At 69.3% G+C, this 26,528-nt stretch carries 22 protein-coding genes and 1 tRNA gene; 7 read left to right on the top strand and 16 right to left on the bottom strand.

Translation table 11 applies throughout. The annotated features are described in order from the left end of the window. Positions 1–19: 19 nt before the first annotated feature. From glyA to rpmE, 5 genes are all read right to left on the bottom strand, one after another. On the bottom strand, positions 20–1,279 hold the full coding sequence (gene glyA, locus ACFVHY_RS22775; protein ID WP_390275616.1) for a serine hydroxymethyltransferase: 1,260 nt from the start codon (positions 1,277–1,279) through the stop codon (positions 20–22). Then, positions 1,276–1,935, bottom strand: a complete 660-nt coding sequence (locus ACFVHY_RS22780) for an L-threonylcarbamoyladenylate synthase (protein WP_058252755.1) — start codon at positions 1,933–1,935, stop codon at positions 1,276–1,278. Before ACFVHY_RS22780 ends, glyA begins: the two co-directional genes overlap by 4 nt. A gap of 4 nt (positions 1,936–1,939) precedes the next feature. After that, complete coding sequence (locus ACFVHY_RS22785; RefSeq protein ID WP_390275619.1) at positions 1,940–2,848, bottom strand: N5-glutamine methyltransferase family protein; 909 nt, start codon at positions 2,846–2,848, stop codon at positions 1,940–1,942. 5 nt (positions 2,849–2,853) lie between these two features. Then, entirely contained in the window at positions 2,854–3,930 is a 1,077-nt protein-coding gene (prfA, locus tag ACFVHY_RS22790; RefSeq protein ID WP_390275620.1) for a peptide chain release factor 1, read from the bottom strand. Between the two features lie 121 nt (positions 3,931–4,051). Then, positions 4,052–4,264 (bottom strand): 50S ribosomal protein L31, encoded by a 213-nt coding sequence (rpmE, locus tag ACFVHY_RS22795; protein WP_010842972.1) that lies wholly within the window; start codon positions 4,262–4,264, stop codon positions 4,052–4,054. 301 nt (positions 4,265–4,565) lie between these two features. On the opposite strand from rpmE, the gene ACFVHY_RS22800 reads away from it, so the two are divergent. Then, positions 4,566–5,774 carry a sulfite reductase subunit alpha gene (locus tag ACFVHY_RS22800; protein WP_390275622.1) on the top strand — a complete coding sequence of 403 codons (1,209 nt, stop codon included), beginning with the start codon at positions 4,566–4,568 and terminating at the stop codon, positions 5,772–5,774. A gap of 1 nt (position 5,775) precedes the next feature. Continuing rightward, positions 5,776–6,708, top strand: a complete 933-nt coding sequence (locus ACFVHY_RS22805; RefSeq protein ID WP_390275623.1) for a heme transporter — start codon at positions 5,776–5,778, stop codon at positions 6,706–6,708. 77 nt (positions 6,709–6,785) lie between these two features. Here ACFVHY_RS22805 and rho read toward each other — a convergent pair whose 3' ends face one another. From rho to argS, 6 genes are all read right to left on the bottom strand, one after another. Then, complete coding sequence (gene rho, locus ACFVHY_RS22810) at positions 6,786–8,873, bottom strand: transcription termination factor Rho (protein ID WP_390275625.1); 2,088 nt, start codon at positions 8,871–8,873, stop codon at positions 6,786–6,788. Positions 8,874–9,210: 337 nt separating this feature from the next. Further along, the gene (gene thrB, locus ACFVHY_RS22815; RefSeq protein WP_390275626.1) at positions 9,211–10,182 is read right to left on the bottom strand and encodes a homoserine kinase; all 972 of its coding nucleotides are present in this window, start codon (positions 10,180–10,182) and stop codon (positions 9,211–9,213) included. Then, a complete protein-coding gene (gene thrC / locus ACFVHY_RS22820; protein ID WP_390275627.1) occupies positions 10,163–11,248 on the bottom strand; it encodes a threonine synthase in 1,086 nt (361 codons plus the stop codon). Before thrC ends, thrB begins: the two co-directional genes overlap by 20 nt. Continuing rightward, entirely contained in the window at positions 11,241–12,581 is a 1,341-nt protein-coding gene (locus ACFVHY_RS22825) for a homoserine dehydrogenase (RefSeq protein WP_226513003.1), read from the bottom strand. Before ACFVHY_RS22825 ends, thrC begins: the two co-directional genes overlap by 8 nt. Then, positions 12,578–13,999 (bottom strand): diaminopimelate decarboxylase, encoded by a 1,422-nt coding sequence (gene lysA / locus ACFVHY_RS22830; protein ID WP_390275629.1) that lies wholly within the window; start codon positions 13,997–13,999, stop codon positions 12,578–12,580. Before lysA ends, ACFVHY_RS22825 begins: the two co-directional genes overlap by 4 nt. After that, positions 13,996–15,648 (bottom strand): arginine--tRNA ligase, encoded by a 1,653-nt coding sequence (argS, locus tag ACFVHY_RS22835; protein ID WP_390275630.1) that lies wholly within the window; start codon positions 15,646–15,648, stop codon positions 13,996–13,998. The genes lysA and argS overlap by 4 nt, the downstream gene beginning before the upstream one ends. A 150-nt stretch (positions 15,649–15,798) precedes the next feature. Here argS and ACFVHY_RS22840 point away from each other — a divergent pair, with 150 nt between their 5' ends. The 3 genes from ACFVHY_RS22840 to ACFVHY_RS22850 all read left to right on the top strand — a co-directional run bounded on the left by ACFVHY_RS22840 (position 15,799) and on the right by ACFVHY_RS22850 (position 18,098). After that, on the top strand, positions 15,799–16,623 hold the full coding sequence (locus ACFVHY_RS22840) for a DUF3105 domain-containing protein (RefSeq protein WP_259936356.1): 825 nt from the start codon (positions 15,799–15,801) through the stop codon (positions 16,621–16,623). Between the two features lie 75 nt (positions 16,624–16,698). Beyond that, complete coding sequence (locus ACFVHY_RS22845) at positions 16,699–17,592, top strand: DUF305 domain-containing protein (protein WP_390275631.1); 894 nt, start codon at positions 16,699–16,701, stop codon at positions 17,590–17,592. A gap of 77 nt (positions 17,593–17,669) precedes the next feature. Beyond that, positions 17,670–18,098 (top strand): methyltransferase domain-containing protein, encoded by a 429-nt coding sequence (locus ACFVHY_RS22850; RefSeq protein ID WP_390275633.1) that lies wholly within the window; start codon positions 17,670–17,672, stop codon positions 18,096–18,098. A 14-nt stretch (positions 18,099–18,112) separates the two neighbouring features. Here ACFVHY_RS22850 and ACFVHY_RS22855 read toward each other — a convergent pair whose 3' ends face one another. Next, entirely contained in the window at positions 18,113–18,985 is an 873-nt protein-coding gene (locus tag ACFVHY_RS22855) for an alpha/beta hydrolase (protein ID WP_390275641.1), read from the bottom strand. Positions 18,986–19,142: 157 nt separating this feature from the next. Between ACFVHY_RS22855 and ACFVHY_RS22860 the strand changes: the two genes are divergently transcribed. Beyond that, positions 19,143–19,511, top strand: a complete 369-nt coding sequence (locus ACFVHY_RS22860; protein ID WP_390275634.1) for a VOC family protein — start codon at positions 19,143–19,145, stop codon at positions 19,509–19,511. 250 nt (positions 19,512–19,761) lie between these two features. Then, positions 19,762–20,307, top strand: a complete 546-nt coding sequence (locus ACFVHY_RS22865) for a hypothetical protein (protein WP_390275636.1) — start codon at positions 19,762–19,764, stop codon at positions 20,305–20,307. Between the two features lie 205 nt (positions 20,308–20,512). On the opposite strand, the gene ACFVHY_RS22870 is transcribed toward ACFVHY_RS22865, so the two are convergent. The 4 genes from ACFVHY_RS22870 to ACFVHY_RS22885 form a co-directional block, all read right to left on the bottom strand. Next, positions 20,513–20,588 (bottom strand) — tRNA-Arg (locus ACFVHY_RS22870). A 55-nt stretch (positions 20,589–20,643) separates the two neighbouring features. Further along, the gene (locus tag ACFVHY_RS22875) at positions 20,644–23,634 is read right to left on the bottom strand and encodes an AAA family ATPase (RefSeq protein ID WP_390275637.1); all 2,991 of its coding nucleotides are present in this window, start codon (positions 23,632–23,634) and stop codon (positions 20,644–20,646) included. Beyond that, positions 23,631–24,821: an exonuclease SbcCD subunit D gene (locus tag ACFVHY_RS22880; protein WP_226512999.1), complete on the bottom strand. Its 1,191-nt coding sequence runs from the start codon at positions 24,819–24,821 to the stop codon at positions 23,631–23,633. Before ACFVHY_RS22880 ends, ACFVHY_RS22875 begins: the two co-directional genes overlap by 4 nt. Positions 24,822–24,871: 50 nt before the next feature. Continuing rightward, positions 24,872–26,428 carry an MFS transporter gene (locus tag ACFVHY_RS22885; RefSeq protein ID WP_137810070.1) on the bottom strand — a complete coding sequence of 519 codons (1,557 nt, stop codon included), beginning with the start codon at positions 26,426–26,428 and terminating at the stop codon, positions 24,872–24,874. Between the last annotated feature and the right edge of the window lie 100 nt (positions 26,429–26,528).

Here is a 26,528-nt window from a genome sequence, read left to right on the forward strand (position 1 = left end):
CTCCGACATTGCGACCACGCTACCCGTAGGCCAGTCCGGCGATCTCGCGACGGATCCGCTCGTGTGTCTCACGGTCGCGCGTCGACATCGCCGCGGCCATGGCGTCGGCGACGACCGGATGCATCGCAGCGGTCATGCCGCGCTCGGTGGCCACCGGCGTACCGATCCGGATCGCCGATCCCTCGGAGACGGGGCGGGTGTCGAACGGGAGGACCGCTTTGTCGACGACGATCCCGGCCGCCCCGAGCCGGTGCTGCGCGTCCATCCCGGAGATCCCGAAGCCGCTCACGTCGACGACCGCGAGGTGGATGTCGGTGCCGCCGGACACCACCCGGGCGCCCCGAGCCGCCAGTTCCGTGGCGAGACCGCGGGCGTTGTCCACCGCACGACGGACGTAACCGGCGAACTCGTCGGTGCCGGATTCCGCGCAGGCGACCGCCTTCGCGGCGACGGAGTGCATCGCGGGCCCGCCCTGCACGAACGGGAAGACCGCCTTGCGCAGGGCCTCGCCGTGTTCGGCTCGCGCGAGGATGACCCCGCCGCGCGGACCGCGGATCACCTTGTTGGTGGACAGGGTGACGATGTCGGCGTGCGGCACCGGCGAGGGCAGCAGGCCCGCCGCGATGTGCCCGGCGAGATGTGCGGCGTCGACCCAGAGAATGCACTCGGCCTCGTCGGCGATCCGACGCAGGGTCGGGAAGTCGAACGTCCGCGAGTAGGACGCGGCGCCGGCGACGAGGATGCGGGGGCGGTGCACCAGCGCGAGATCCCGGACCTGGTCGTAGTCGACGAGTTCGTCGTCGCGGCGGACGTCGTAGTGCAACGGCGAGAACCATCGCCCGGAGAAGTTCGCCCGAGAACCATGCGTCTGGTGGCCGCCGTGTTCGAGGCGCAGCGCGAGCACCGGGTCCCCGGGCTGGGCGAAGGCGGCATAGACGGCGAGGTTGGCCGCACTACCCGACAGCGGCTGGACATTGACGTACTCGGCGCCGAACAGCGCGCGGGCCCGTCCGACGGCGAGCTCCTCGAGCTCGTCGGTCACCTCACAACCGCCGTGATAGCGCGCCCCGGGATACCCCTCCGCATACTTCGCGTCGAAGACCGACGCCATCGCGGCCCGCACCCCGGGCGTCGGCTCGGTCTCGCTGGCGAGCAGCTGCACGGTGTCGCGGCGCCGGCCGACCTCGCGGCTCACCAAGGCGTCGACCGCGGCGTCACCGGTCGGGGCGCCGCCCGCCTCGACGCCGTGTGGTCCGGACCTCGGCGCGTCGGGGCTCATCGCTCCGCGAGCAGCGCGGCCGGGTCCGTGTCGAGTACGTCGGCGACGGCGTCCGTCGAGACCGCGCCCTCGCGCAGGATGCGCGGACTCGGCCCGGAGACATCGACGATCGTCGACGCCTGCGCGGCCGGCGCCGGGCCACCGTCGAGATACACGGCGATCTCGTCACCGAGTTGTTCGCGCGCCTCGTCGGCGGTGGTCGCCGGCGGACGCCCCGAGACGTTCGCGCTCGAGACCGCCATCGGCCCCACCTCGCGCAGCACGTCGATCGCGACCGGGTGCAGCGGCATCCGCAGCATGACGGTGCCGTCGGTGTCGCCGAGGTCCCATGCCAGCGAGGGTGCTTGTCGGACAACCAGACTCAGACCGCCCGGCCAGAAGGCCTCGATCAGGTCGCGTGCGGGCTGCGGGACGGACAGGACCAGGCCGTCGATCGAGTGCCAGGAACCGACCAGGACCGGCACGGGCATGTCGCGTCCCCGGTGCTTGGCTGCGAGGAGCGCACCGACGGCGTCGGAATCGAAGGCGTCGCAACCGACTCCGTAGAGCGTGTCGGTGGGCATCACGATCAGCCGTCCGGCCTTCGCCGCCCCGACCGCCGCCCGAATCCCCGACGAGCGGTTCTGTGGATCGTTGCAGTCGAAAACAGTGCTCACGCGATCATCCTGCCATGCCGCGTCCGACGGACCCGGCCTGCCGTCGGCGCGCCGTCACGAACCTCGGCCGGCCCGTGAGATCCGTGTGCCGGGTGACTTCCTCGAAGTCGCCGTGCGCGTGCAGGCACGACACGACGGCGTCGGCAGTCGTGTCGTCGTGTTCGATCCCGACGACGCCACCCGGCGTCAGCGTGCGGGCGATGACCGGCACCATCGGCACGATGACCGACATCCCGTCCGCGCCGCCGAAGACCGCGCGGGCCGGGTCGTGGGCGACCTCGGGTCCGACCACGGCGTCGAGCGGCACGTAGGGCGGGTTCGTGACCAGGACCGACACGCTGCCGGCCGGGATGGCTCCCGCGACCTGATCCGGATCGGTGACGTCCGCGGCGACCACGTCGACCCGTGACCCGCCGGCCGGTGCCGCGGCGGCGACGTTGCGACGCAACCACACCAGCGCATCCTCGTCGGCCTCGACCGCCACGACCCGGGTCGCCGGACTCATCGCGGCGATGCCGATCGCCAGTGCCCCACTGCCGCTGCAGAAATCAGCCGCCGAATGCGGTCCGGGGGTGGCCCGGAGTCGGTCGACCGCCCATTCGAGGAGGTACTCGGTCTCCGGCCGGGGGATGAACACTCCGGGGCCGACGGCCAGCTCGACCGGGCCGAAGGCGGCGGTCCCGATGATGTGCTGCAACGGAATCCGCTGCGACCGCAGGTCTACCGCGGACCGGAACGCGCGCGCCGGCGCGTCGTCGATCGCGTCCACCAGCACGAGACGGCCCGCATCGATCCCGAGCACGTGCGCCATCAGCCATTCGGCGTCACGGCGTGCGGAGTCGATCCCGGACGCGGCGAGACGGGTGGTCGCGGCACGCAGTTCGTCCGACACCGGGGTCGGCCTGCCGGTCACGACTCCTATTCCGCTTCCATGCGGGCCTGCCGGTCCGCGGCGACGAGCGCGTCGAGCAGATTGTCCATGTCTCCGGCGAGCACCGCGTCGAGATTGTTGGCCTTGTAACCGATGCGGTGATCGGTGATGCGGTTCTCGGGGAAGTTGTAGGTCCGGATCCGCTCGGACCGGTCCACGGTGCGGATCTGGGCCGCACGACCCTGCGCGGCGGCGGCCTCCGCCTCTTCCTCGGCTGCGGACTGCAGCCGGGCGGCGAGGACCTGCATCGCGCGCGCCTTGTTCTGCAACTGCGAACGTTCGTTCTGGCATGTGACGACGATTCCGGTGGGCAGGTGGGTGATCCGTACCGCCGAGTCGGTGGTGTTCACGCCCTGGCCGCCCTTACCGGATGAGCGGTAGACGTCGATGCGCAGTTCCGATTCGTCGATCGTCACCTCGGCGACCTCTTCGGGCTCGGGGTAGATCAGCACCCCGGCCGCCGACGTGTGGATGCGGCCCTGCGACTCGGTGACCGGCACCCGCTGGACGCGGTGCACGCCGCCCTCGAACTTCAGTCGCGACCAGACTCCGTCGCGCACGGCCTCTTTCGACTTGATCGAGAAGGTGGCCTCCTTGTAGCCGCCGAGATCGGACTCGGTCACGCCGAGCACCTGCGCCTTCCAACCGTGACGCTCGCAGTATTTGAGGTACATCCGGGCCAGGTCCGCCGCGAACAGTGCCGATTCCTCCCCGCCCGCACCGGATTTGATCTCCAGGACCACGTCGTCGGCGTCGTGGGGGTCGCGCGGGGCGAGCAGGTCGGTCAACGTCGCGTCGAGTTCCTCGACGACCGCTTCGAGAGAGGGGATCTCGGCGGCGAACGACGCATCGTCGGCGGCGAGTTCACGTGCGGCCTCCAGATCCTCGCGTGCCGCCTTCAACCGGGTGTAGGTCGCCATGACCGGCGCGAGCTCGGCGAATCGCTTGCCGACGCGACGGGCCGCGGCGGGATCGTCGTGCAGGGAAGGATCGGCCAGTTGGCGTTCGAGACCCGAGTGCTCGGCCAGGATGTCGTCGATGGCCGAGGGACTCTGCGTACTCATGAAGGCGACCTCACTTGTCGACCGGCGCCACGACGGATGATCGGCGACACCGGGAAGAACTCTGACCGGAAAACACAGCGACGCCCGTCCCGACATCGTCGGGCGGGCGTCGCAGCGTGGTCTACTTGGCGCGCTTGCCGTAGCGCTTCTCGAACCGGGCAACGCGACCGCCGGTGTCGAGGATCTTCTGCTTGCCCGTGTAGAACGGGTGGCACTGCGAGCAGACCTCGACGTTGATCCGACCGTTGGCAGCGGTGCTGCGGGTCTCGAAGGTGTTGCCGCAGCCGCAGACGACGGTGGTCGTCGCGTACTCGGGGTGGATTCCCTGCTTCATGTCTGATTGTCCCTTTCTGAGGTCGCCGGGTCACCGCCGCTTGTCGACGGTGTGAACCGGAACCGGACTCGACCGATCAGTATGCCACGGGGGCATCACCCGGGAAAAATCCCGGTCACCGCGGTCTCAGGTGCCTCAACGGCAGGCCGCTCGGATCCATTCCCGGCACCGTCACCCGCAGTCCGCTGCACGTGACGCAGATCGCGATCCTCGTAAGGGTTGCCTAAGTGTAGTACCGTGGCGTCGCCCGCCCTGTCGGCGGCGCACGCTCCCCTGCACCCCGTCCCCGAAGGATTCCTCGATGTACGACGCCGCCTCCACCGGCAGCAGCCTCGCAGTCGACACCGCACGGACCTCCCCCGCCCGTCGTACCGACAGGACGGCGCGATCGCCGTGGAACCGGCGCAATCCCTACCCGGCGACGGTCGTGCGGAACGAGCTCCTCTCCGGTCCCGGATCGGCCAAGGAGGTCCGCCACCTCGAACTCGATCTCGGCGACAGCGGCATCACCTACGAGCCCGGCGATGGCATCGGCATCGCTCCGACGAACGATGTCGCGCTGGTCGATCTCCTGCTCGCCCGGCTGCGCGCGGTGGGCGACGAGATCATCGCCGACCGCAAGGCGACCTACACCCTGCGCGAGGCACTGACCAGCAGGTACGAGATCGGCGCGCCGTCGAAGTACCTCGTCCGGGTCGTCGCCGAACGCACGGGACACCCAGAACTCGCCCGGCTTCTCGACGCCGGTGACCCGCAGGCACTCGACGCGTGGCTCCACGGACTCGACGTCCTCGATCTACTGGATCTGGACCCGACCTTCACCCCGACTCCCGAGGAGCTGCTCGAGGAGTTGAGTCCCCTCGCGCACCGCGAGTACTCGATCTCGTCGAGCCCGCGTGTCCACGGCGACACCGTGCACATCACGATGGCCACGGTGCGCTACCGCGTCGCCGACCGGGATCGCGGAGGTGTGTGCTCGACCCACCTGGCCGACCGCTGCGCGCTCGGCGCCACCGTGCCCGTCTTCATCTCCCCCAACAAGAAGTTCCGCCTGCCCGCCGACGACGTCTCGGCCATCATGATCGGCCCGGGCACCGGTGTCGCCCCGTTCCGCGGTTTCCTGCACGAGCGGGCCGCGGCCGCCGCACCCGGCGGCAACTGGCTGTTCTTCGGTGACCAGCATCGCAGCCACGACTACCTCTATGCCGAGGAGCTCGACCGGTTCGTCACCGACGGGCTTCTCGACCGGCTCGACCTCGCCTTCTCCCGCGATCAGGAACACAAGGTCTACGTCCAGGACCGGATGCGCGAACAAGGCGGCGAACTGTTCGCGTGGCTCGAGGCCGGCGCGCATCTGTATGTGTGCGGCGACGCCACGACGATGGCCGACGACGTCGACGCCGCGCTGCACGAGATCGTCGCCGAACACGGTGGTCTCGAGCCCGACCAGGCCGTGGCGTACGTCGATCGCCTGCGCTCGGAGAATCGCTACTCACGCGACGTCTACTGAGATGACCCACTCCGCCGGGGACCATCCGCACGCCCGCAGCGACCTCGAGATCCTGCTGCGGACAGCCGGATTCGCGGGCTCCTCGGTGAATCACGATGTCCCCGCGGTCGCCGCCCGCCTGCCCGGCCTGGCCCAGGTCGTCGGCGTCACCGTCGCCGGTCCGGTGATCATGAACGCGGTCGGCGTTCATGACCTCCCGACGACCGTGGGCGGTCCGCTACGTGTCGATTCGCAGCAGATCGCACTGCGGCTCAACCCCTCTCGCTTGTCGTCGACGTTGCTCAGCGATCCCGCCGCCCACGTTCCGCCGACCCTGCGACTGTTCGACCACCGCGGCAACACCGCTCACGCCACGTACCTGACGGAGAACTCAGACCGGCTGGCGTTCGAGGCCATGACCTGCAGCGGCGCGGCCGCGGTCCTCGATGGGCCCTTCGTGGATTCGCCTGCGCCACAATACGTGGACCCGTCCGCCTCGGTCGACGACGATCAGATCGCACAATTCGACGCGGTGCTCACCGACGGAGGTGTCGCCCGCCTGGCGGCCCTCCCCCACCTCGACTGCGCGCGTACCGTTCGCGTCGAGACACGTGCGGTGATCGCCGCACTCGAGCACGCAGCGGGACTGGGGATGACCGTGACCTTCGCGACGGCGGCGCCGGGATGCATCCAGATGCGCCAGGACCGTCTCGACGGAGCCCGCGAGCATCGGGGCCAGATGGTGCTGGCATCCGGCAGCACCCGCGTGATGATCAACTTCGATCTCGTCGGCGAATGCTGGGTGACGTGGCCCCGCGGGGTGTGGGACCGCACGGGATCACTCGAGATCTACAGCCGCGGAGGCGAGTGCGCGCTGATCGTCACCCAGACCGGGGCCGTCGCACCGCCGAGTGCGCAGGCGTGGCAACACCTGGCGGCCGACCTCGCCGACTGAAAGGGCAGGTGCGAGGTGCGAAAGCGACGAGCCACGAAGGGTCAGGTGACCTTCGTGGCTCGTCGCAGTCGCAGAACTCAGTCGTCGTTGTTCCCGCCCGGTGCGGTCTTCTGCACCGTCATCAGGAACTCGATGTTCGTCTTGGTCTTCTTGAGCTGACTGATCAGCAGGTCGATGGCCTGCTGCGAGTCGAGACCCGAGAGCACGCGACGCAGCTTGTGCACGATGGAGAACTCCTCCGGCGACAGCAGCAACTCGTCCTTACGAGTACTCGACAGGTTCACGTCCACCGCCGGGAACACCCGGCGCTCGGAGATCTTGCGGTCGAGCTTGAGCTCGGCGTTGCCGGTGCCCTTGAACTCCTCGAAGATCACCGTGTCGCCGGTGGAGCCGGTCTCGACGAGCGCCGACGCGATGATCGTCAGCGATCCGCCGTTCTCGATGTTGCGCGCCGCACCCAGGAACCGCTTGGGCGGGTACAGCGCGGTCGAATCGACACCACCGGACAGGATTCGACCCGACGCGGGCGACGCGTTGTTGTACGCACGACCCAGACGGGTGATCGAGTCCAGCAGCACGACAACGTCTTTCCCGCTCTCGACAAGTCGCTTGGCGCGCTCGATCGCGAGCTCGGACACCGAGGTGTGGTCTGACGGCGGCCGATCGAAGGTCGAGGCGATGACCTCACCCCGGACCGAACGCTGCATGTCCGTGACCTCCTCGGGACGCTCGTCGACGAGGACGACCATGAGGTGGCATTCGGGATTGTTGGTCGCGATCGCGTTGGCGATGTCCTGCAGGATCGTGGTCTTACCGGCCTTCGGCGGCGACACGATCAGGGCGCGCTGCCCCTTGCCGATCGGCATGATCAGATCGATCACACGGGTGTCGAGTCGTTCGGGGGTGGTCTCCAACCGCAGGCGCTGGTTCGGGTACAGCGGCGTGAGCTTGTTGAACTCGGGGCGGCGCTTGGCCGTCTCGACATCTCCGCCGTTGACGGTGTCCAGCCGCACCAGCGGGTTGAACTTCTGGCGCTGGTTCTGCTGGTCGCCCTCACGCGGCACCTTGACCGCACCGGTGATCGCGTCGCCGCGTCGAAGTCCGTTCTTGCGGACCAGGTTCATCGAGACGTAGACGTCGTTCGGACCGGCGAGGTACCCCGAGGTGCGCACGAAGGCGTAGTTGTCGAGCACGTCGAGGATGCCGGCGACGGGCTGCAACACGTCATCGTCGGACACCTGCGGCTCGTTCGGGGTGTCGCGATTCTGGCCGCGACGACGCTCACGGAACCGGCGACCCCGACGGCGACCGCCGCCCTCGCCGTCGTCGTCCTGACCACCGTCGCGGTTCTGGCCCCCGTCACGATTCTGATTTCCGTCGCGGTTCTGGTTGCCGTCGCGGTTCTGCTTGTCGCGGTTCTGGCCCCCGTCGCGGTTCTGGCCCCCGTCACGATTCTGGTTGTCGCGGTTCTGGTTGCGGTTGCGCCGAGTGCGCTGGTCGTTGCCGTCGGACTCACCCGCGGCCTCGCCCGAGCCGTCACGGCCGCGGCGTCGCTCCCGTCCCGCACCGGTCTCCGACGAGTCGGTCTCGGAAGCGCTGCCGCCTTTGGGTGCATCCCCGGCCTGGGCCTCGGACTTCGCCGCTTCGGCGCCGTTCCGCGAGCCGTCGGCCTGGGTGGCTGCCGGGCTGTTCGTTGCTCCCGAACCGTCGGGGTTCGCGGTCTCGGTGGACGACGCCTCGGCCGGTGCGTCGGCGGCAGCGGCCTTGCGGCCGGCGCCGCGCTGGGTGCGCGCGCCGCTCCGGGGGGCGTCGTTCTTCTCGGTCGTGTCCGCCCCGGCCGTTGCCGGGGAGTCGCCGATGCTCAGTTGGTCGTCGTTCGTCGACGGCTTCGACGTGCCGGCCTTCGACCGGGCGGGAGCGCTCTTCGCGGCCGGGGCGTCGCCACCCGCCTGGCGCTCCTTGATCGCGGCGATCAGATCGCCCTTGCGCATCCCGGAGGTGCCCTTGATGCCGAGTTCACCGGCGACCGTCCGCAGTTCGCTGAGCACCATGCCGGACAGGCCGGTTCGTGCACGTGTCTTGGTGGCCGGTCGTCCCGAGTCGGGGCCGGCCGAACCCGCGGATTCCTGCTCGGCAGGTGCGGTGATCAGGTCCGTATCGGTCACGGAAGTCCTTTCGTTCCTCCCGCAGACGAGAACTGCGTGAGGTCTACGTTTCCCTGCTTCTGTGCGCTAGGGAGTCCGTCCGCGGTGGACGGTGAGAATGTGTGGTCCGCTGCGAGCGTGCCCGGAAACACCTGCGCTTCGGCACCGTCGACAGAGATCCATGACCCCGGCCCGGATACACAGCCGGTCATCTCCGATCGGTGAAGGATGAGAAGCGGCAGGACAAGCCTGCGCGGCTAGACCAGAATATGGTAACCCCGTTCGCATGATAGGGGCAACACGCCGGAAGCGCCAAATGAATGCGCATTCACTCCGGCGGTCGTGCGGACGACGCCGATCAGCCGACGGTGATCTCGACGCCGCCGGCGACGGCGACCGACCGGGCGTCGAACCCGAGGCCCTGCGCCAGCTGACGGATCTCGGCGGGCACCGGCGCTGTACCGAGCACAAGCACGGTCGGTCCCGCTCCGGACACCGTCGCGGCATGTCCCCGAGCACGCAGCGCGCTGACCAGATCGTGCGTCGGCGCCATCGCCGACGCACGATACGGCTGGTGCAGCCGATCCTGGGACGCGGCCATGAGGTTGCGCGGATCGGTGGTCAGCGCGACGACGGCGAGGGCCGACCGGCTCAGGTTGAACACGGCGTCGGCGCGCGGGACCGAATCCGGGAGCAGCCCGCGGGTGAACGACGTCGACGACTCGGTGTCGGGCACGAAAACCGTCGCGTAGATGTCGGGGTGCACCGGGAGACGGTGCGCGTGATACGAGGCGACGCCGTCGGCCGATTCGGTCCACGTGACGACCGCCGAGCCGAGCACGCTCGCCGCCGCGTTGTCGGGGTGGCCCTCGAATTCGCTGGACAGCTGTACCAGTTCGTCGGGCGAGAGCCCCGGACCGAGGCCCGCGGCCGAGATCAGGCCCGATGCGGCGGCGAGACCCGAGACCGCGGCGGCGGCGGACGAACCCAGACCCCGGGAATGCGGGATCCGGTTGACGCAGCGCAATGTCAGACCGGGGGCCCGCAGCCCGGCGTGTGCCAGTCCGCGGGTGAGCGCCCGCACCACGAGGTGCGAGTCGTCGCGGGGCACGGCACCGGCGCCCTCACCCTCGACCTCGAGGGTGACGCCATCCGGGACGGTCTCGACGATCACCTCGTCGTAGATTCCGAGAGCTATTCCGAGACAGTCGAATCCGGGCCCCAGGTTGGCACTGGAGGCGGGCACGCGGACCCTCGTCGACAGCCCTACCGGCACCGTACCCGCGGCAGCCGCCGCGGACCCGGCCCCGTCAGCCGACACCGAGAGCATTCGCGACCGCCACCGGGTCCACCGGAATGGCCTCGACCGCCGGGATGCCCGCCAGCGCGGTGTCGGGGTCCTTCAGACCGTTGCCGGTGACCGTGCACACCACGGTCGAGCCCCGCTCGATCCAACCGTCGGCACTTGCGGCGAGCAGACCCGCGACGCTGGCCGCCGACGCCGGCTCGACGAACACGCCTTCCTTGCCGGCGACGAGTCGGTAGGCCTCGAGCAGCTTCTCGTCGGTGGCCGCCAGGAACTGCCCGTTCGACTCGTCCTTCGCGGCGACGGCCTGGTTCCAGCTGGCCGGGGAACCGATGCGGATGGCGGTGGCGACGGTCTCCGGGTCTTTCACCGGCGCGCCGTTCACCAGCGGCGCGGCGCCCGCGGCCTGGACACCAAGCATGCGCGGCACCGACGACGAGACGCCGTCGGCGTGATACTCCTTGTAGCCCCTCCAGTACGCGGTGATGTTGCCCGCGTTGCCGACCGGCAGAGCGTGGACGTCGGGGGCACGGCCCAGCACGTCGACGATCTCGAAGGCGGCGGTCTTCTGACCCTCGATCCGCGCCGGGTTGACCGAGTTCACGAGTTCGATCTCGGTGAACTCGGCGGTCGCCTTGCGCGCGAGTTCGAGACAGTCGTCGAAGTTGCCCTCGACCTGGATGATCTTGGCGCCGTGCATGACCGCCTGAGCGAGCTTGCCCATCGCGATCTTGCCCTGCGGGATCAGGACGGCGCAGGTAATCCCGGCCCGGGTGGCGTATGCGGCGGCCGATGCCGAGGTGTTGCCCGTGGATGCGCACAGGACCGCGGTCTTGCCGTTGTTGACCGCGTTGCTGACGGCCATCGTCATGCCGCGGTCCTTGAACGAACCGGTGGGGTTGAGGCCCTCCACCTTGAGGTAGACCTCGCAACCGGTCAGCGACGACAGATGCGGCGCACTGATCAGCGGGGTGCCACCCTCGAGCAGCGTGACGACCTTCCAGTCGTCGGCGACGGGCAACCGCGACCGGTAGGCCTCGATGAGGCCCGGCCACGCGCGGTGCACAGGCGTAGAAGTCGCTTCAGTCATCGGTACCTTCCAATCGCAACACACTCGACACCTTGATGACGGCGTCCATGTCTTCAAGCGCCGCAACACAATCCGATTGAGCTCGGTCGGGGGCGCGGTGGGTGACCAGGATCAGGCGGGCGTCGTCGCCCGCGCCCTCCTGGCGCACCGCGGCGATGCTGACCGACCGCTTCGAGAACTCCCCCGCGACCTGCGCCAGCACGCCGGGCTTGTCGGCCACCCGCATCGAGACGTAATACCGCGTGAACACGTCGTCGATCGGGGCGACGGGCAGGGAGGCGTAGGTCGACTCGAGCGGTCCGCGCCCGCCGTGCACGCGGTTGCGGGCGGCCATGACCATGTCGCCGAGAACCGCCGATGCCGTCGGTGATCCCCCGGCACCCTGCCCGTAGAACATCAGCCGCCCGGCGTTTTCGGCTTCCACTACGACGGCGTTGAACGCGCCGTTCACGGTTGCCAGCGGGTGGGTCAGCGGAATCAGCGCGGGGTACACGCGCGCCGAGATCCGTTGCGCGCCATTGGCGTCGCGGACGCGCTCGCAGATCGAGAGCAGTTTGATCGTGCAGTCGAACTTCTTGGCCGCGACCAGGTCCGCGGACGTGACCGAGGAGATGCCCTCGCGGTGCACATCGGCCGCCGTGACCCGCGTGTGGAAGGCGATCGAGGCGAGGATCGCCGCCTTGGCCGCGGCGTCGTAGCCCTCGACGTCGGCCGTCGGATCGGCTTCGGCATATCCGAGGCGGCCGGCCTCGGCGAGCGTGTCGGCATAGTCGGCGCCCGTCTCGTCCATCGCGGAGAGGATGAAGTTGGTGGTGCCGTTGACGATTCCGTTGACCCGCTCGACGGTGTCGCCGGCCAGCGACTGCATCAGCGGACGGATGACCGGGATGGCGCCGGCGACCGCGGCCTCGAAGTAGAGGTCCACCTTGGCATCTGCCGCGGCGGTCGCGAGTTCGCCGGTGTATTCGGCGAGGAGCGCCTTGTTCGCCGTCACCACCGACTTGCCGCTCTCGAGCGCCGACCGGATCAGACCGCGGGCCGGGTCGATGCCGCCCATCAACTCCACGACGATGTCGACGTCGTCGCGCGCGACGAGTGCCGCCGGGTCGTCGGTCAGGAGATCCTGCGCGATCTTGCGGGGACGGCCGAGATCCCGCACCGCGACGCCGCGGATCTCCACGGGAGCCCCGACGCGCGCCCGGAGGTCGTCGGCGTTGTCGGTGATGATGCGCACCACCTCGGCACCGACATTGCCCATGCCGAGCACCGCGACACCGATGGTGCGCGAGTCCGCATCGGTTGCGCCACTTGTGTTCTGCACGGATCCGGTCACAGGTCCACCTCCAGGCTGAGGAAGTCGTCGATGGTCTCCCGGCGCAGCAGCAGCCGGGCGTTCCCGTCGGCCACCGCCACCACGGGCGGTCTCATGGTCATGTTGTATCGGCTCGACATCGAGTAGCAGTAGGCACCGGTGGCCGCCACCGCGATCAGGTCGCCGGGTCCGAGATCCTCCGGCAGCCAACAGTCCTTGATCACGATGTCGCCGCTCTCGCAGTGCTTTCCGACGACCCGGCACACCACCGCACGGGCCTCCGACACCCGGGACACGAGCCGCACGTCGTATTCGGCGTCGTAGAGAACGGTGCGGATGTTGTCGCTCATGCCACCGTCGACGGAGACGTAGCGTCGTACGGCGCCGCCGCCCAGTGCGACGTCCTTCACGGTGCCGACGCGATACAGCGTGATCGTGCCGGGACCGGCGATGGCGCGGCCCGGTTCGACGGCGATGGTCGGCATGGGCAGCCCGAGTGCTGCCGACTCCCGCTCGACGATCGCCGCGAGCGTCTCCGCCACCTTCTGCACCGGCAGCGGACGCTCGTCGGGGAGGTACGAGATCCCCAGTCCGCCACCGAGATCGACGACCGACATCTGCGCGGTCTTCTCGACACCGAACTCGCCGACGACGTCGCGGAGCAGTCCGAGCACCCGGTGGGCGGCCAGCTCGAATCCGTCCATGTCGAAGATCTGCGACCCGATGTGGCTGTGCAGACCCACGAGCCTGAGGTTGTCGGTCGCGAAGACCCGCCGGATGGCTTCCATCGCGATCCCACCGGCGAGCGAGAATCCGAACTTCTGGTCCTCGTGTGCGGTCGAGATGAACTCGTGGGTGTGCGCCTCGACACCGACGGTCACGCGCACCAGCACGTCGGCGACGACACCGCGTTCGCCAGCGATCGCGTCGAGCCGATCGATCTCGATCATCGAGTCGAGGACGACGTGCCCGATTCCGGCATCGACCGCAGCACGCAGCTCGTCGACGCTCTTGTTGTTGCCGTGCAATGCGATTCGCTCCGGCGGGAAACCGGCGCGCAGTGCGATGGCGAGTTCACCACCGCTGCAGACGTCCAGGGACAGCCCCTCGTCGTCGACCCAGCGCGCGATCTCGGTGCTCAGGAACGCCTTCGACGCGTAGTGCACTCGCCCGTACGGGCCGAACGCCGCCATCATGTCCCGGCAGCGCGCCCGGAAGTCGGCCTCGTCCACGACGAACGCCGGCGTCCCGAACTCTTCGGCGAGCCGGCTCACCGGCACGCCGGCCAACCGCAGCTCGCCCGATTCGTCGCGGGATGCGTTGCGCGGCCACACCTGTGCGGGGATGGCGGCGAGCACCGCCGGGTCGTTCGGACGCTCGGCGAGATGGGGTGCGGCCAACAGTTCGGCGTGCCGGGGGCCGGCGGGGTGGGCGTTCACATCTGCTCCGGCGCGGTGACGCCGACGAGCCCCAGGCCGTTGGCCAGGACCTGACGGGTGGCCTCGCACAGGGCGAGCCGGGCCCGGTGGATGTCCGCCGGTTTCTCGTCACCCTGCGGCAGGACACGGCACTTGGCATAGAACCGGTGGTAGGTGCCGGCGAGGACCTCGAGGTAGCGACAGACCCGGTGCGGCTCGCGCAACGTGGCGGCGGTCGCGACGACATCGTCGAAATCGCCGATTGTGCGGATTAATTCGCCCTCGGCGGGATCGTCGAGCAGGTCCAGATGGTCCAGCGACGACACGACCCCGAGGTCAGCGGCGTTGCGGGCCAGTGCGGACATCCGCGCGTGGGCGTACTGCACGTAGTACACCGGGTTGTCGTTGGACTGTTTGGTGAGCAGGTCGAGATCGATGTCGATGTTGACGTCGACCGACGAGCGGATCAGCGAATAGCGCGCGCCGTCGACGCCGACCGCGTCGACGAGGTCGTCGAGCGTGATGACCGTGCCGGCGCGCTTGCTCATGCGGACCGGCGTGCCGTCGCGCACGAGGTTGACCATCTGGCCGATCAGCACCTCGACGGTGGCCGGGTCGTCGCCGAGCGCCGCCGCCGCGGCCTTGAGCCGGCTGATGTACCCGTGGTGATCGGCGCCGAGCATGTAGATGCAGAGGTTGAAGCCGCGGTTGCGCTTGTCACGGTAGTAGGCGATGTCGCCCGCGATGTAGGCGGCGTTGCCGTCGCTCTTGAGGACCACACGGTCCTTGTCGTCACCGAACTCGGTGGACCGCAGCCACCACGCGCCGTCCTTCTCGTACAGGTTGCCATTGGCCTTGAGCTCGCCGATGCACTCGTCGACGAGGCCGGTGGCGAACATCTTGTCCTCATGGGTGAAGACGTCGAAGTCGGTGCCGAAGTCGTGGAGGCTCTGCTTGATGTGGGTGAACATCAGGTCCACCCCGACCGAACGGAACGTCTCGAGGCGGTCGGCGTCGGGCTGCGACAGCACCTCGGGGACCGTTTCGACGACCTTCGCGGCGATGTCGGCGATGTAATCGCCCGCGTAGCCGTCCTCCGGGGTCGGGTTGCTCAGTGCCGCGGCCTCCAGCGACCGGGCGAACCGGTCGATCTGGGCACCGTGGTCGTTGAAGTAGTACTCGCGCGTGACCGCACCACCGCGAGCGGCCAGCACGCGACCGAGCGCGTCGCCGACGGCCGCCCAGCGGGTACCGCCCAGGTGGATCGGCCCGGTCGGATTGGCCGACACGAACTCGAGGTTGATGACCGAGCCGGCGAGTTCGTTTCCGCGGCCGTAGTCCGCACCCCGGGCCAGCACCGCCGCGACGACGGTGTTCTGCGCGGCGGCCCCGAGCCAGAGGTTCACGAACCCGGGACCGGCGATCTCGGCTTTCGCGACACCCTCGGCCGCGGCGAACGCCTCCGCGAGCCAGCCGGCGAGCTCCCGCGGGTTCACGCCGAGCCGCTTGCCCATCTGCAGGGCGACGTTGGTGGAATAGTCGCCGTGGTCAGCGTGACGGGGGCGCTCGACGACGATGGAATCGGGCACCAGGTTCTCGTCCAGTCCGCGGTCGCGGACCACGGTCAGGGTCACGTCGCGCAGCAGCGCGGCCAGGTCGGCGGGAGTCACAGGACACCATCCTATTGGCCGCGGCCACTACACCGACAATCGCACCCTGCTCCACCCATCGGGCCCACCAGTACACTCGTGTGCGCCGAGCGCGGGCCGGGTCTCCCGCGGGTCCGCTCGGCCCCCGCAGTCGGATGAGGAAAGAAGTCAATGGCGCGCAAACCAGGGGCCAACGTCCCCAAGTCCCGCAAGCGAGCAGGATCCGTTCCCTCGGCGACGGGACGTCAGGTCGACTGGATGCTGATCGGCGCCGTCGTGGTGGTCATCGGCCTCATCGCCGGACTCGCGATCTACCTCGTCCCCAAGTTCAACGAGCGGCGGGCCGAACAGAAGGACGACTTCGCCGTGGAAACGGTGTCCGAGTTCGTACCCTCACCGCAGAATCCCGATCCGTCGGCGAACATCCCGGGTGTGACGAAGCGCTACTACGAGGCCGCGCGGCACGTCACCGCGACCCAGCGTGTCGCCTACGACCAGTCGCCTCCGTTCGGCGGACCGCACGATGAGATCTGGGCGACCTGCACCGGCGTCGTCTACCCGAACCCGCTGCGGTCGGAGAACGCCGTCCACGCCCTCGAACACGGCGCGGTCTGGATCACTTACAACCCGGACACGATCTCACCGGAGGACCTCGACTACCTCAAGCAGCTCGTCCGCGGTGAGCAGTACCTGTTCCTCTCGCCCTACCCCGGACTCGACCAGCCGGTGTCGCTGCAGAGCTGGGGACACCAGCTCAAGCTCGAATCCGCCCGCGATCCGCGCGTCAACCAGTTCATCACCGCGCTACGCCGCAACATGATGCCCGGGGTCTACCCGGAGAACCCGCAGACCGCCGCGTACCCCGAGACCCAGGCCACCTGTACCGCCATCCCCGGGTTCGATCCGTCGAACCCCCCGCCGGCCGACGAGGGTGAGCCCGGCCCCGACGCCGTCCCGATGGATGGCGGCAGCGGCAACCCGCAGCCCGCGGGCTGACGCGGGTTCCCTCCGAGCAGCAGACCAGGTAACGGACCGGGCCGCACGCCCCGACGAGATCGGTGAGGACCAGCGATGACCGACAACAGCGACCGGCCCGAATCGCGGGACGGGACAACGACTCCCGAGGGTCCGGACGACACGGCCGAGCCGTCGTCGCGCCCACGGATCCTGCTCGCCCTGGGCGGCGCCGCACTCCTCCTGTTCGGTCTCGGCCTGGGACTGCTGATCCAGGCGAGCCTCGCCGACGACTCCACCGGCGACGATTCCCCGGCTGCGAACTCGGCGGCCGTCGGCTTTGCGCAGGACATGACCCGCCACCACGAGCAGGGTGTGGAACTGGCCGCCATCGAACTCGAACACGGCACCGACCCCGAGGTGCGGAGCATGGCGTTCGACATCCTCACCGCCCAGAGCAATGAGATCGGCCAGATGCAGTCGTGGCTGACGCGGTGGGGTCAGCCCGTCACCAACCCCGGCGCGACCATGGCGTGGATGGGCCACGGCGGTTCCGAGGCCGACGGACACGACCACTCCGATCCCGCGGATCACTCCGCCGGCGGTCACGATCACGGCCACGGTGGTGACGGAAGTTCGGACCACGGGGACATGGACCACGGAGACATGGACCACGGCGACATGTCGGCACCCTCCTCCGGCGCACCAGCGGCGGGTGCCGCGGAATCCGACGCCGAACAGCCGCCGATGCCCGGGATGGCGACGTCGGCGGAGATGGAACAGTTCCGCGCGATGCGGGGTCCCGAGGTCGACATCCGGTTCCTCCAGCTGATGCTGCGTCACCACGAGGGCGGTCTGCACATGATGGAGTACGCGGCCGACCCGGCCAACGTCGAGCAGGCCTACGTCCGCGACCTGGCGTCGAGCATGAAGCGGACCCAGGACAAGGAGATCGCCATCATCACCCAGATGCTGGCCCTGCGTGGCGCACAACCGCTCCCGCTGAACTGACGCCCCACGGAAGCGCCGTGGCGAGGTGAGCAAGTTCGGTAGGGCCACGCGGCACCCCCAACGGGGATGATGACGGCATGCTCTCACCACGCCTCGCGGCCGCGGTCGACGCGTTGCCACTGGTCCCTGGTCTGCGAGTCCTCGAGATCGGCTGCGGACCCGGGCCAGCAGCACGCGAGGTGGCGCGGCGGGTGGGACCCGACGGCTTCGTACTCGGCATCGATCGGTCGCCGCAAGCCGTGAACGCCGCCCGCCGGGCCGCGATCGCCGGCGGCTTCGGTCCGGACCGACTCGACTTCGACTGCAGCGCCATCGAGGACTTCGACCTCGGCGCGCGCATCCCGTTCGACGTGGCGTTCGCGCTGCGCGTCGGCGCAGTCGACGGGCGACACCCCGATCTCTACGACGCGGCCGTGCGGGCCGTGGCCCGGGCCCTCCGACCGGACGGGGTGCTGTTCGTCGACGGCGGTGATCCGTTGCGGCGCATCGAGTTTCTGGTGGGTTGAGGTCACCGTTCGGCTCAGTCGTGCGCGAGAGCGCGTCTGACGGCCTCACACTGACGGCCGAAGAAATCCTGCGCGATCGACGTTCGGGGCGCGACGATGTCGAATCCGTGAAAAGCGCCGGGCACCACGTGCACCTGGCAGTCGACCCCTGCCGCGCGCAGCCGCTCGGCGTAGTCGCGGTCTTCGGTGGCGAACAGGTCCAGGGTGCCGACCCCGATCCACGCGGCCGGCAATCCCGCGAGGTCGGTACGCCGCGCCGGGACGGCCTCCTGGGTGTCCGCACCACCGAGATAACTGGACCACCCGAAGGCGTTGGCCGAGGCGTTCCAGAGGCGGTGGTGCGGATCGGGCTCGCGCGTGCGGTCGTCGAGCATCGGGTAGGTCAACAGTTGCAATCGCAACTCCACCTCTTCATCGCGTGCGCGAAAGGCAAGTGCCGCAGCGAGTCCCCCGCCGGCGCTGTTGCCGCCGATCGCGACGCGGGTCGTGTCGATGTCCGGCTGGTCGGTCATCCACCGCAGCGCGTCGAAACAGTCCTCGATGGCCGCCGGGTACGGATGTTCCGGGGCCAGGCGGTAGTCCACGGAGACCACCTCGATGCCGACACGTTCGGCCATCGCCCGCGCCCAGCGATCGTCCTGGGCGGCACTGCCCGTGATGTAACCGCCCCCATGGATCCACAACAGCGCGGGCAGGCGACCCGAGGAGTGCGCCGGACGGAACACCCGCACCTCGACGCCGCTGGGTGTCGTCGCGGTGGTGACCGGCGCCCGTCCGTTGCGTACCCGGTAGAGCCGACGGACGACGGGGAGCGTGCGCCGGGACACGAGTTGTGCGGGCGCGATCAGCGCCACCCGGCGCAGGTCGGGCGCGAAGTCGTTCCGGATTCTCCAGCGGTTCAACACAGGTGGAGACTATTCGCCCGATGTCACCCACGCGCGGGATTGTCGCGATTCGCTCACGACTGTGGCATGCTTCTGCCCAGCGTCGCGTGCCGGTGGCGGACCGCGTCAGGCATGGAGGCGCCGGGACGAAAGTTTCGTCATGCCAGTCAGTTTCAATCACATCATCGTCGGTGCGCACGATCCGCAGGAATCCGCCGACTTCTACCTCGACGTACTCGGGGCTCGGCCCGCCCCCGGCTGGGGCCCGTTCGTCAACATCCTCCTCGACGACGACACGCTGCTGCAGTTCGCACCGGCGCCGGTCGCCGAGCCCATCCACATGGCGTTCCTGATGGACGACATCGAGTTCGACCGCGGTTACGACGCACTTCGTCGTCGAGGCGTCGACCACTGGGCCGATCCGCAGATGCGTCACCCGAACAAGATCTCGACCGAAGAAGGCCGGCGGGTGTACTTCAAGGACCCGTCGGGACAACTACTCGAGATGCTCACCGAGCCGTACGTGTGAGTTGCTCGTCCGCTCTGTTCAGCAATAGGTGTCGCTATTCGATACCTATTGCTGAACAGCACCTCGGCTTCCGTGCGCCGCTTTGACCCTCGCAAACCAGGCAGAATCAGTTGGTGAGGCTACGCTGCACACTGCTCCCCGGTCCGGCCGCAGGGTACCTGCGTGCCGACAGCCCGCTGCCGTCAAGCAGCAGGTATGCCGCCAAACGAGTGCGCCGCCGCTGTCAGACCTCCCCGATACCTTCAAACGCATGGAATCGGTGTCGAAGTTGCTCGGCTACATCCCGCTAAAGGTCGGCGTCAACGGCGTCGCCGCCGCAGTAGTCGTGATGATGTTCATCAGTATCGACCGTGATATATCTTCGTCGATTTTGGAAATGATCGGGACCGGAGTCGGGCGAATCGGCATTGCTGAGAGCTGGACGTCCGCCACTCACGCGGAACTCACCGGAGATGCCTGGGGCTGGTACCTCCTCGGCTTTTCACTGGCAGTATTGGTGGGCGCCACATTCGGAGTTGCCACCGCAATTCATTGGCACGACGGGGTCCTAGCGCCCTCATTGAGCTGGGGAACATACGTCGCAACATTTGCGGCTGGAGGGGTTACTGATGTTCTCGGGCCGTGGGGATTCGTCGCGTCAGCTGGGCTCATGGCAACCGTCGGACTGTTAGCCGGTCTGGCTCAAAGCGACCGCGAGATAATTGTCGTCGGATTTTGTCCACTTTATGTCCCGTTCTGCGTGCTGTTTCAACTTGCACGCCCACGGTTTCACCCGCGAGTCGACGACTATCGCTAGTTCATATGAACTCACGTGCTGATCGTGATGTGCAGACTCCGCGGGCTTACAACTCCGCTGCGCCAGTGCATCGGACCAACCCCAGCAGGCCTCACCGACGGGTCGACAGGCACGATTCTTGCACTACCAACAACAAGCGCCACTCGAGGACACCTGCGCCGGTTGTATCCGGCACTTCTGATCTCGAGTGGCGCTTCTGCGGCAATGGTGCCCCCGATAGGATTCGAACCTATGGCCTTCTGCTCCGGAGGCAGACGCTCTATCCCCTGAGCTACGGGGGCTCATCGGGCGGGACTCAGCCTAGCGCACCGATCCGCCGACAACCCAATCGGCAGCTCAGGACACGCCGAGCGGGCTCTGCACCCGAACCGACGACCCGTGCTCGCCGCGGAGGACGTGCAGCTGGGCCGGGATTCGGGCCCGGAGTTCGTCGACGTGACTCACCACGCCGACGACACGCCCGCCGGCCCGCAGGTCGTCCAGGACCCCCATGACGAGGTCGAGCGCCTCGGGATCGAGGGTGCCGAATCCCTCGTCGATGAAGATGGTGTCGAGCACGCGCCCGCCCGACTCCGCGGACACCACGTCGGCGAGTCCCAGTGCGAGGGCCAGCGATGCGAAGAAGGTCTCGCCGCCGGACAGCGTCGTCGTCGGGCGGAGCGCCCCGGTGTACTCGTCGCGGACCTCGATACCGAGGCCGCCACGCCGGCCGCGCACACCCGCGGCGTCGGTGTGCACGAATTCGTAACGCCCCGAGGACATCTCGCGGAGACGACCCGACGCGGCGACGAGGACCTCGTCGAGACGTGCGGCCAGCACGTAGGACCGCAGCGACATCCGGCGTGCGTTCTGTCCGCGCCCGCTGACCAATTCGGCGAGTCCCTGGAGTTCGGCGTGACGTTCCTGCAGAGGCGCCAGGGCGTCGAGGGCCTCCCAGAAGTGGGTGACGTACTCCTGGAGGTCGGCCGCCTGCCGGCCGGCCACGGCGTGTTCCTTCGCGGCGGTGTCGAGGCGGCGGCGGGCGGCGTCACGGTCTGCGGTGAGCTGTTCGACATCCGGCTCCGGAGTCGACATCGCGGCGCGCACGTCCTCGTCGGCGAGGGTCTCCTCCGCGGCGGCCCGCAGACTGGCGGCCTCCTGCAGCAGCGTGTCCCACGCCGCGATCTGCTTGTCCGGGGCGAATGCCGCTCGGACCGCGGCGACGTCGTCGAACCCGGCGTCGGCACACGCCGCGGACAATCGATCGGTCGCCTCGGCGACCCGGTCCCGCGCTCGCGCGGCTTCTTGCCGGGCGTTCCGCTGACGACGGGTGCGGCGGACCAGCTCGGCGAGTTCACGGCGCCGCTCGGCGACCCCGCCACGGCCGCCGGTTGCCTCCCGGACGGCCTCATCGAGCTCGGTGAGGTTCTGCCGCAACGCGGTCACCCGCTCGCGACGGGCGGACTGGGCCGACTCGTCGTCGGCGAGGGTGGTGCGCCACGCGTCGACCTCGGCGTCGATCCGATCGACCGCCGTCTGCAGCGCGGGCAGTCGCGACGCGGCACGTTCCGCGGCAGCCAGTTCGGCGCCCACCCGGGCGAGGTCGGCGTCGACGGCGTCGGCCCGAGCACCACCGATGACGGCATCGAGGTGCGTACGACGTTCCACGAGCGCCGCCACCGCGGATTGCGCGATGGCCTTGATCGCGCTCGCCCGCTCCTCGGCGGCCGCTGCCGCGTCTTCGTCGACCGCGACCTCGGACGCCGGGGAGCCGCCGTCGTCGGTGGCCGGTCGAGGGTGCGTCACCGAACCACACACGACGCAGGGTTCACCCTCGACGAGCCCGCCCGCCAGTTCCACTGCCATCCCGGCAAGGCGACGCTCGCGGGCGTCGAGCACGCGCTCCCGCGCAGCGGCATGGGCGTCGCGGGCGTCGAGCAACTCCTTCTCGGCGGTCGAGAGCCGGACCAGCACCTCGTCCCGGTCGGTGTGTGCCTCGCGTACGCGGCGGAGTGCGTCGCGCTCGGCCCGGAGTTTCGGGGCCTGCATCCGCAACTCCCCCGCTTCCGCCAGTGCGGCGAGGGCCTCGGCGCGACGTTCCGGCGCGGCGTCGAGCAGGGTCCGGGTCTGGGCAGTGCGGCGGTCCGCCTCGACGATCGCCGAGTCCAGGGTCTGGATCTCGGCGACCAGAGCCGGCCGCTGCGCGACGCGTTCGGCGAGGGGCTCCCACCGCCCCGACTCCTCGGTCCAGCGATCGATCGCCGCATCCAGGCGTGCGTCGAGATCCTCGTCTGACCCGCCGGCGCACAGCGACTCACCCTCCGGCAGCGCGCACAGCTCTGCGTGCGCACGCGTGACGGCCTGCTCGGCGACCGTGAGTTCGCGGGTGACACGGTCGGCGTCGTCGGCGAGCGGCACGATGGGCGCCGCCTGCAGGGCCTGCCGACGAGCCTGTGCCGCCGCGCTCAGAGCGGCTTCGCCGTCCGCGAGCCGTGCGAGTCGCTCGGTGGCCGCACGCCCCCGGCGACGCAGCTCGGCGAGCCGGCTCCCGCTCTCGTACGCGGCCTGCGTCTGGTCGGCCGCTGCGTGCGCCGCACCTGACTCGAGGCGCGTGCGCTCCGCGGCGGTGCGCGCACGCTCGAGACATTCCTGCGCCCAGTCGAAGTCGGGTTCGGCGGTCGGTTCGACCCCGCCCACTGCGACGATCTGACCGGCGACCCGGTCGAGCACGGCGGTCTGTTCGGTCAGCTTCGCCGCGCTCTCCCGCGCCCGGTCACGCAACCACTCCTCGAGGTCACCGAACCGCTCGGTGTCGAACAACCGCTCCAGCAATGCTTCCCGCTCATCGGAGTGCGCGCGCAGGAATCGGGCGAAGTCGCCCTGTGGCAGCAGCACCACCTGGAAGAACTGATCGGCACTCATCCCCAGCAGCCGGACCACGGCGTCGCCGATCTCGGGTATGCGGGTCAGGTCGGGTCCGGATCCGTCGATCCACACGAGGGTCGCCCGGGCGTTCACCTTGCGGGTGCCGTCGCCGCGCTTCTTGGGTCGTTCGTGTTCGGGCGACCGCGTGATCCGGAGTCGGCGGGACGCGATGGTCGCCTCGAGCTCGACCTCCGGGATGTCCTCGGCCGCAGCGTGATCCGAGTGCAGGCGCCGGTTGGTGTCGCGCACGCCCGGCACCCGGCCGAACAGCGCGAAGGCCACCGCGTCGAGGACCGTGGTCTTGCCGGCACCGGTCTGACCGTGCAGCAGAAACAGTCCGTCACCGCCGAGGTCGTCGAAGTCGACCGTGATCTCGTCGGCGAACGGACCGAAGGCCCGGACGCGCAGACGGTGCAGCCTCATGCGGACTCCGCGACGATCGCCTCGATGTCGAACAGGGTCAGTTCGGCCGCATCCGACTCGGGTTCACCGACCACGGCGCGCAGTGCGCGTTCGAGGAGCACCCGCTCCCCCTTCGTCGGCTCGTCGCGTACGTCTTCGATGAACGACGCGACGATTTCGGCGTCGGTCCGGCCGCGCACGCGGGAACGGTAGTCGACGCCGGAGCCGGAATGCGGCCGCTCCCACTGCACATGGACCGCGAACGGAAACCGCTCACGTAGCCGACGCATCGCGTCGGTCGGGCGGACCGGGTCGGTCAGCGTCACCTCGACGTAGTGGTCCTGCGCCGCGGCGTACCGTTCGTCGGTCAGCAGGTCGCCGAGAACGCCGGTGAGAGAGCTCAGTTCGCGGACGACGGGCAGCTCGTGTGCGCGGACCTCGGCGACGCCGTCGGCGTCGAGATCCACCACCAGCGCCGCCTTCCGGTGGGTTCGCTCACCGAAGGAGTACGGCAGGAGCGAACCGCTGTAGCGGACCGTGTCGGTGACACGTTGCGGCGAGTGCAGATGCCCGAGGGCGACGTAGTCGGCGCCCGAGAACGTCTCGGCGGGAACCGTTTCCACCCCGCCGACACTGATCGAGCGCTCCGAACCGGAGGCCGCGGCCCCGCTGACGAAGGCGTGGGCGACGACCACGGACCGAACCCGGCGCGCAGCCAGATCGGTGCGGACGCGAGTCATGGCGGCGTCGAGGACAGCGGTGTGCCCGCCGATCGACTCGACGCCGAGGTGGCGTCGCGCGGTGTCGGGTTCTAGATAGGGGATGCCGTAGAACGCGACGTCTCCGTGGGCGTCCGACAGGATGACCGGGCGGTCGATGTCGGCGATCGAGGTCCGCAGATGCAGGCCACCGGCGGCCGCGAATCCCGACCCCGCGCCGAGGCGGGTGGGCGAGTCGTGATTGCCCGAGGTGACGACGATCTGCGCTCCCGCAGCCGCGATCTCGGCCAGGCCCTCGTCGTACACGCGGACCGCGTCGGCGGACGGGACGGACCGGTCGTACACGTCACCGGCGACGATGACGGCGTCGGCCGACTCCGCGGCGACCAGTGCGGCCAGATGCGACAGTGCGCGACGCTGGTCGGCGAGCAGCTCGACCCCGTGGAACGTCCGGCCCAGGTGCCAGTCGGAGGTGTGCACGATCCGCATGGGCGCAACCTTACGGTCGGGTGCCGACAGATCGTGGGACGCGCGCTCGCCTACGCCGTCGACCCCGGCACCGAGTCGGACCGACCGGCGTCGGCGCCCACCGCGTGCGGGTCGACGACCTGCGGTGGGACCGTCTGATGCGCGGGCCGGACGAAGAAGAAGGTCGCCACGACGCCGATCAGCAGCGCGGCCGCGGGCAGGTAGAGCGACTGCCCCATGGCGGTCGCGAACCCCTCGCGCAGGAACTCCGGCAGTTGCCCGGCCGCACCGTCCTGGGCGTTCTCGGCGTCGACGCCGGGCAGCTCGGCCGCCAGCCGGGTCTGCAGGAGCGCTCCGATCATGGCGGAGCCGAGGACCGAACCGATGACCCGCAGTGTGTTGTAGACACCGGCACCGGCCCCGGCCTGATGCCACGGCAGATTGCGGGTGGCGGTCGCGGCCAGCGGCGCCCAGATACCGGCCGAGGCCACACCCATCAGGCACAACGGGACGACGATCAGCCAGACCGGGGTCTCCGGGCGGGCGACGAAGCCCAGCCACGCGATGGCGATCGCGTTCAGCAGCAGTGCCGAGGACACGATCGTGCGTGGGTGGACGCGATCGACCACCCGGCCCACGATCGGAGCCAGGACACCGGTCAGCACCGCCATCGGCACCAGGACGACCGCCGACTCCGTCGGCGACATCCCGCCGACGAGCTGGAGGAAGAACGTCAAGGGGATCATCATCGCCGACACGGCGAAGCCCATCGACGCGATGCCGATGGTCGACAGCGAGAAGTTGCGGTCGCGGAACAGCGACAACGGGACCAGGGGCTCGGTGCGGATGCGGGACTGCCAGTAGACGAAGACCCCCAGGACCACGACTCCGCCGACGATGAGCAGCCAGATCCAGGTGTCCCAGTCGAAGGTCTCCCCCTCCTGGATGCCGAATACCAATGCGGACAGACCGACCGCGGACAAGCCGACCCCGATCCAGTCGAACTGGTGGTCGTTGGTGCTGACCCGCGGGACGAGAACGGCCGCGAGGACGAGACCGGCGAGGCCGACGGGCAGGTTGATGAAGAAGATCCACTCCCAGCCGAACGCGTCGGTCAGCACGCCGCCGAGCAACGGACCGACGAGGGTCGCCACGCCGGCGACCGTGCCCCACACCCCCATTGCGGCGCCGCGCTTCTCGGCCGGGAAGATGCGGGTGATCAGCGCCATCGTCTGCGGGGTGATGAGGGCGGCGCCGACACCCTGCAGACCGCGTGCCGCGATCAGCTCACCGATCGACGACGACAGGCCGCACCAGAGACTGGCCGCGGTGAAGACCGCCAGACCGAGCTGGTACATCGTCTTGGGGCCGAACTTGTCGCCCAGGCGACCGGTGATCAGCAGCGGCACCGCGTAGGTGAGCAGGTACGCACTGGTGACCCAGACGACGCCGTTGACGTTCGTGTCGAGGTCGGCCTGGATACGCGGCTGGGCCACGGCCACGATCGTCATGTCGACGAGGATCATGAAGAAGCCCACGCAGAGCGCCAGCATCGCGGCCCACGGGCGGGCGGTGACCATCTCGTCGGTGCCCGCGTTCTGGCCGCGGGCGGCGTCGCTCGACTGCATTTCCCCGATGCTAGCCCTGTCCGATTCATGAATGGCCCGCGCGATCACGGGATTCGCGGCAGCTCGGGGCGGGATGTCGCTCCGGATCATTACTGTGGAG

Origin of the sequence: Gordonia sp. NPDC127522 (genome assembly GCF_042672305.1) — a bacterium.
GTDB lineage: Bacteria > Actinomycetota > Actinomycetes > Mycobacteriales > Mycobacteriaceae > Gordonia > Gordonia hongkongensis.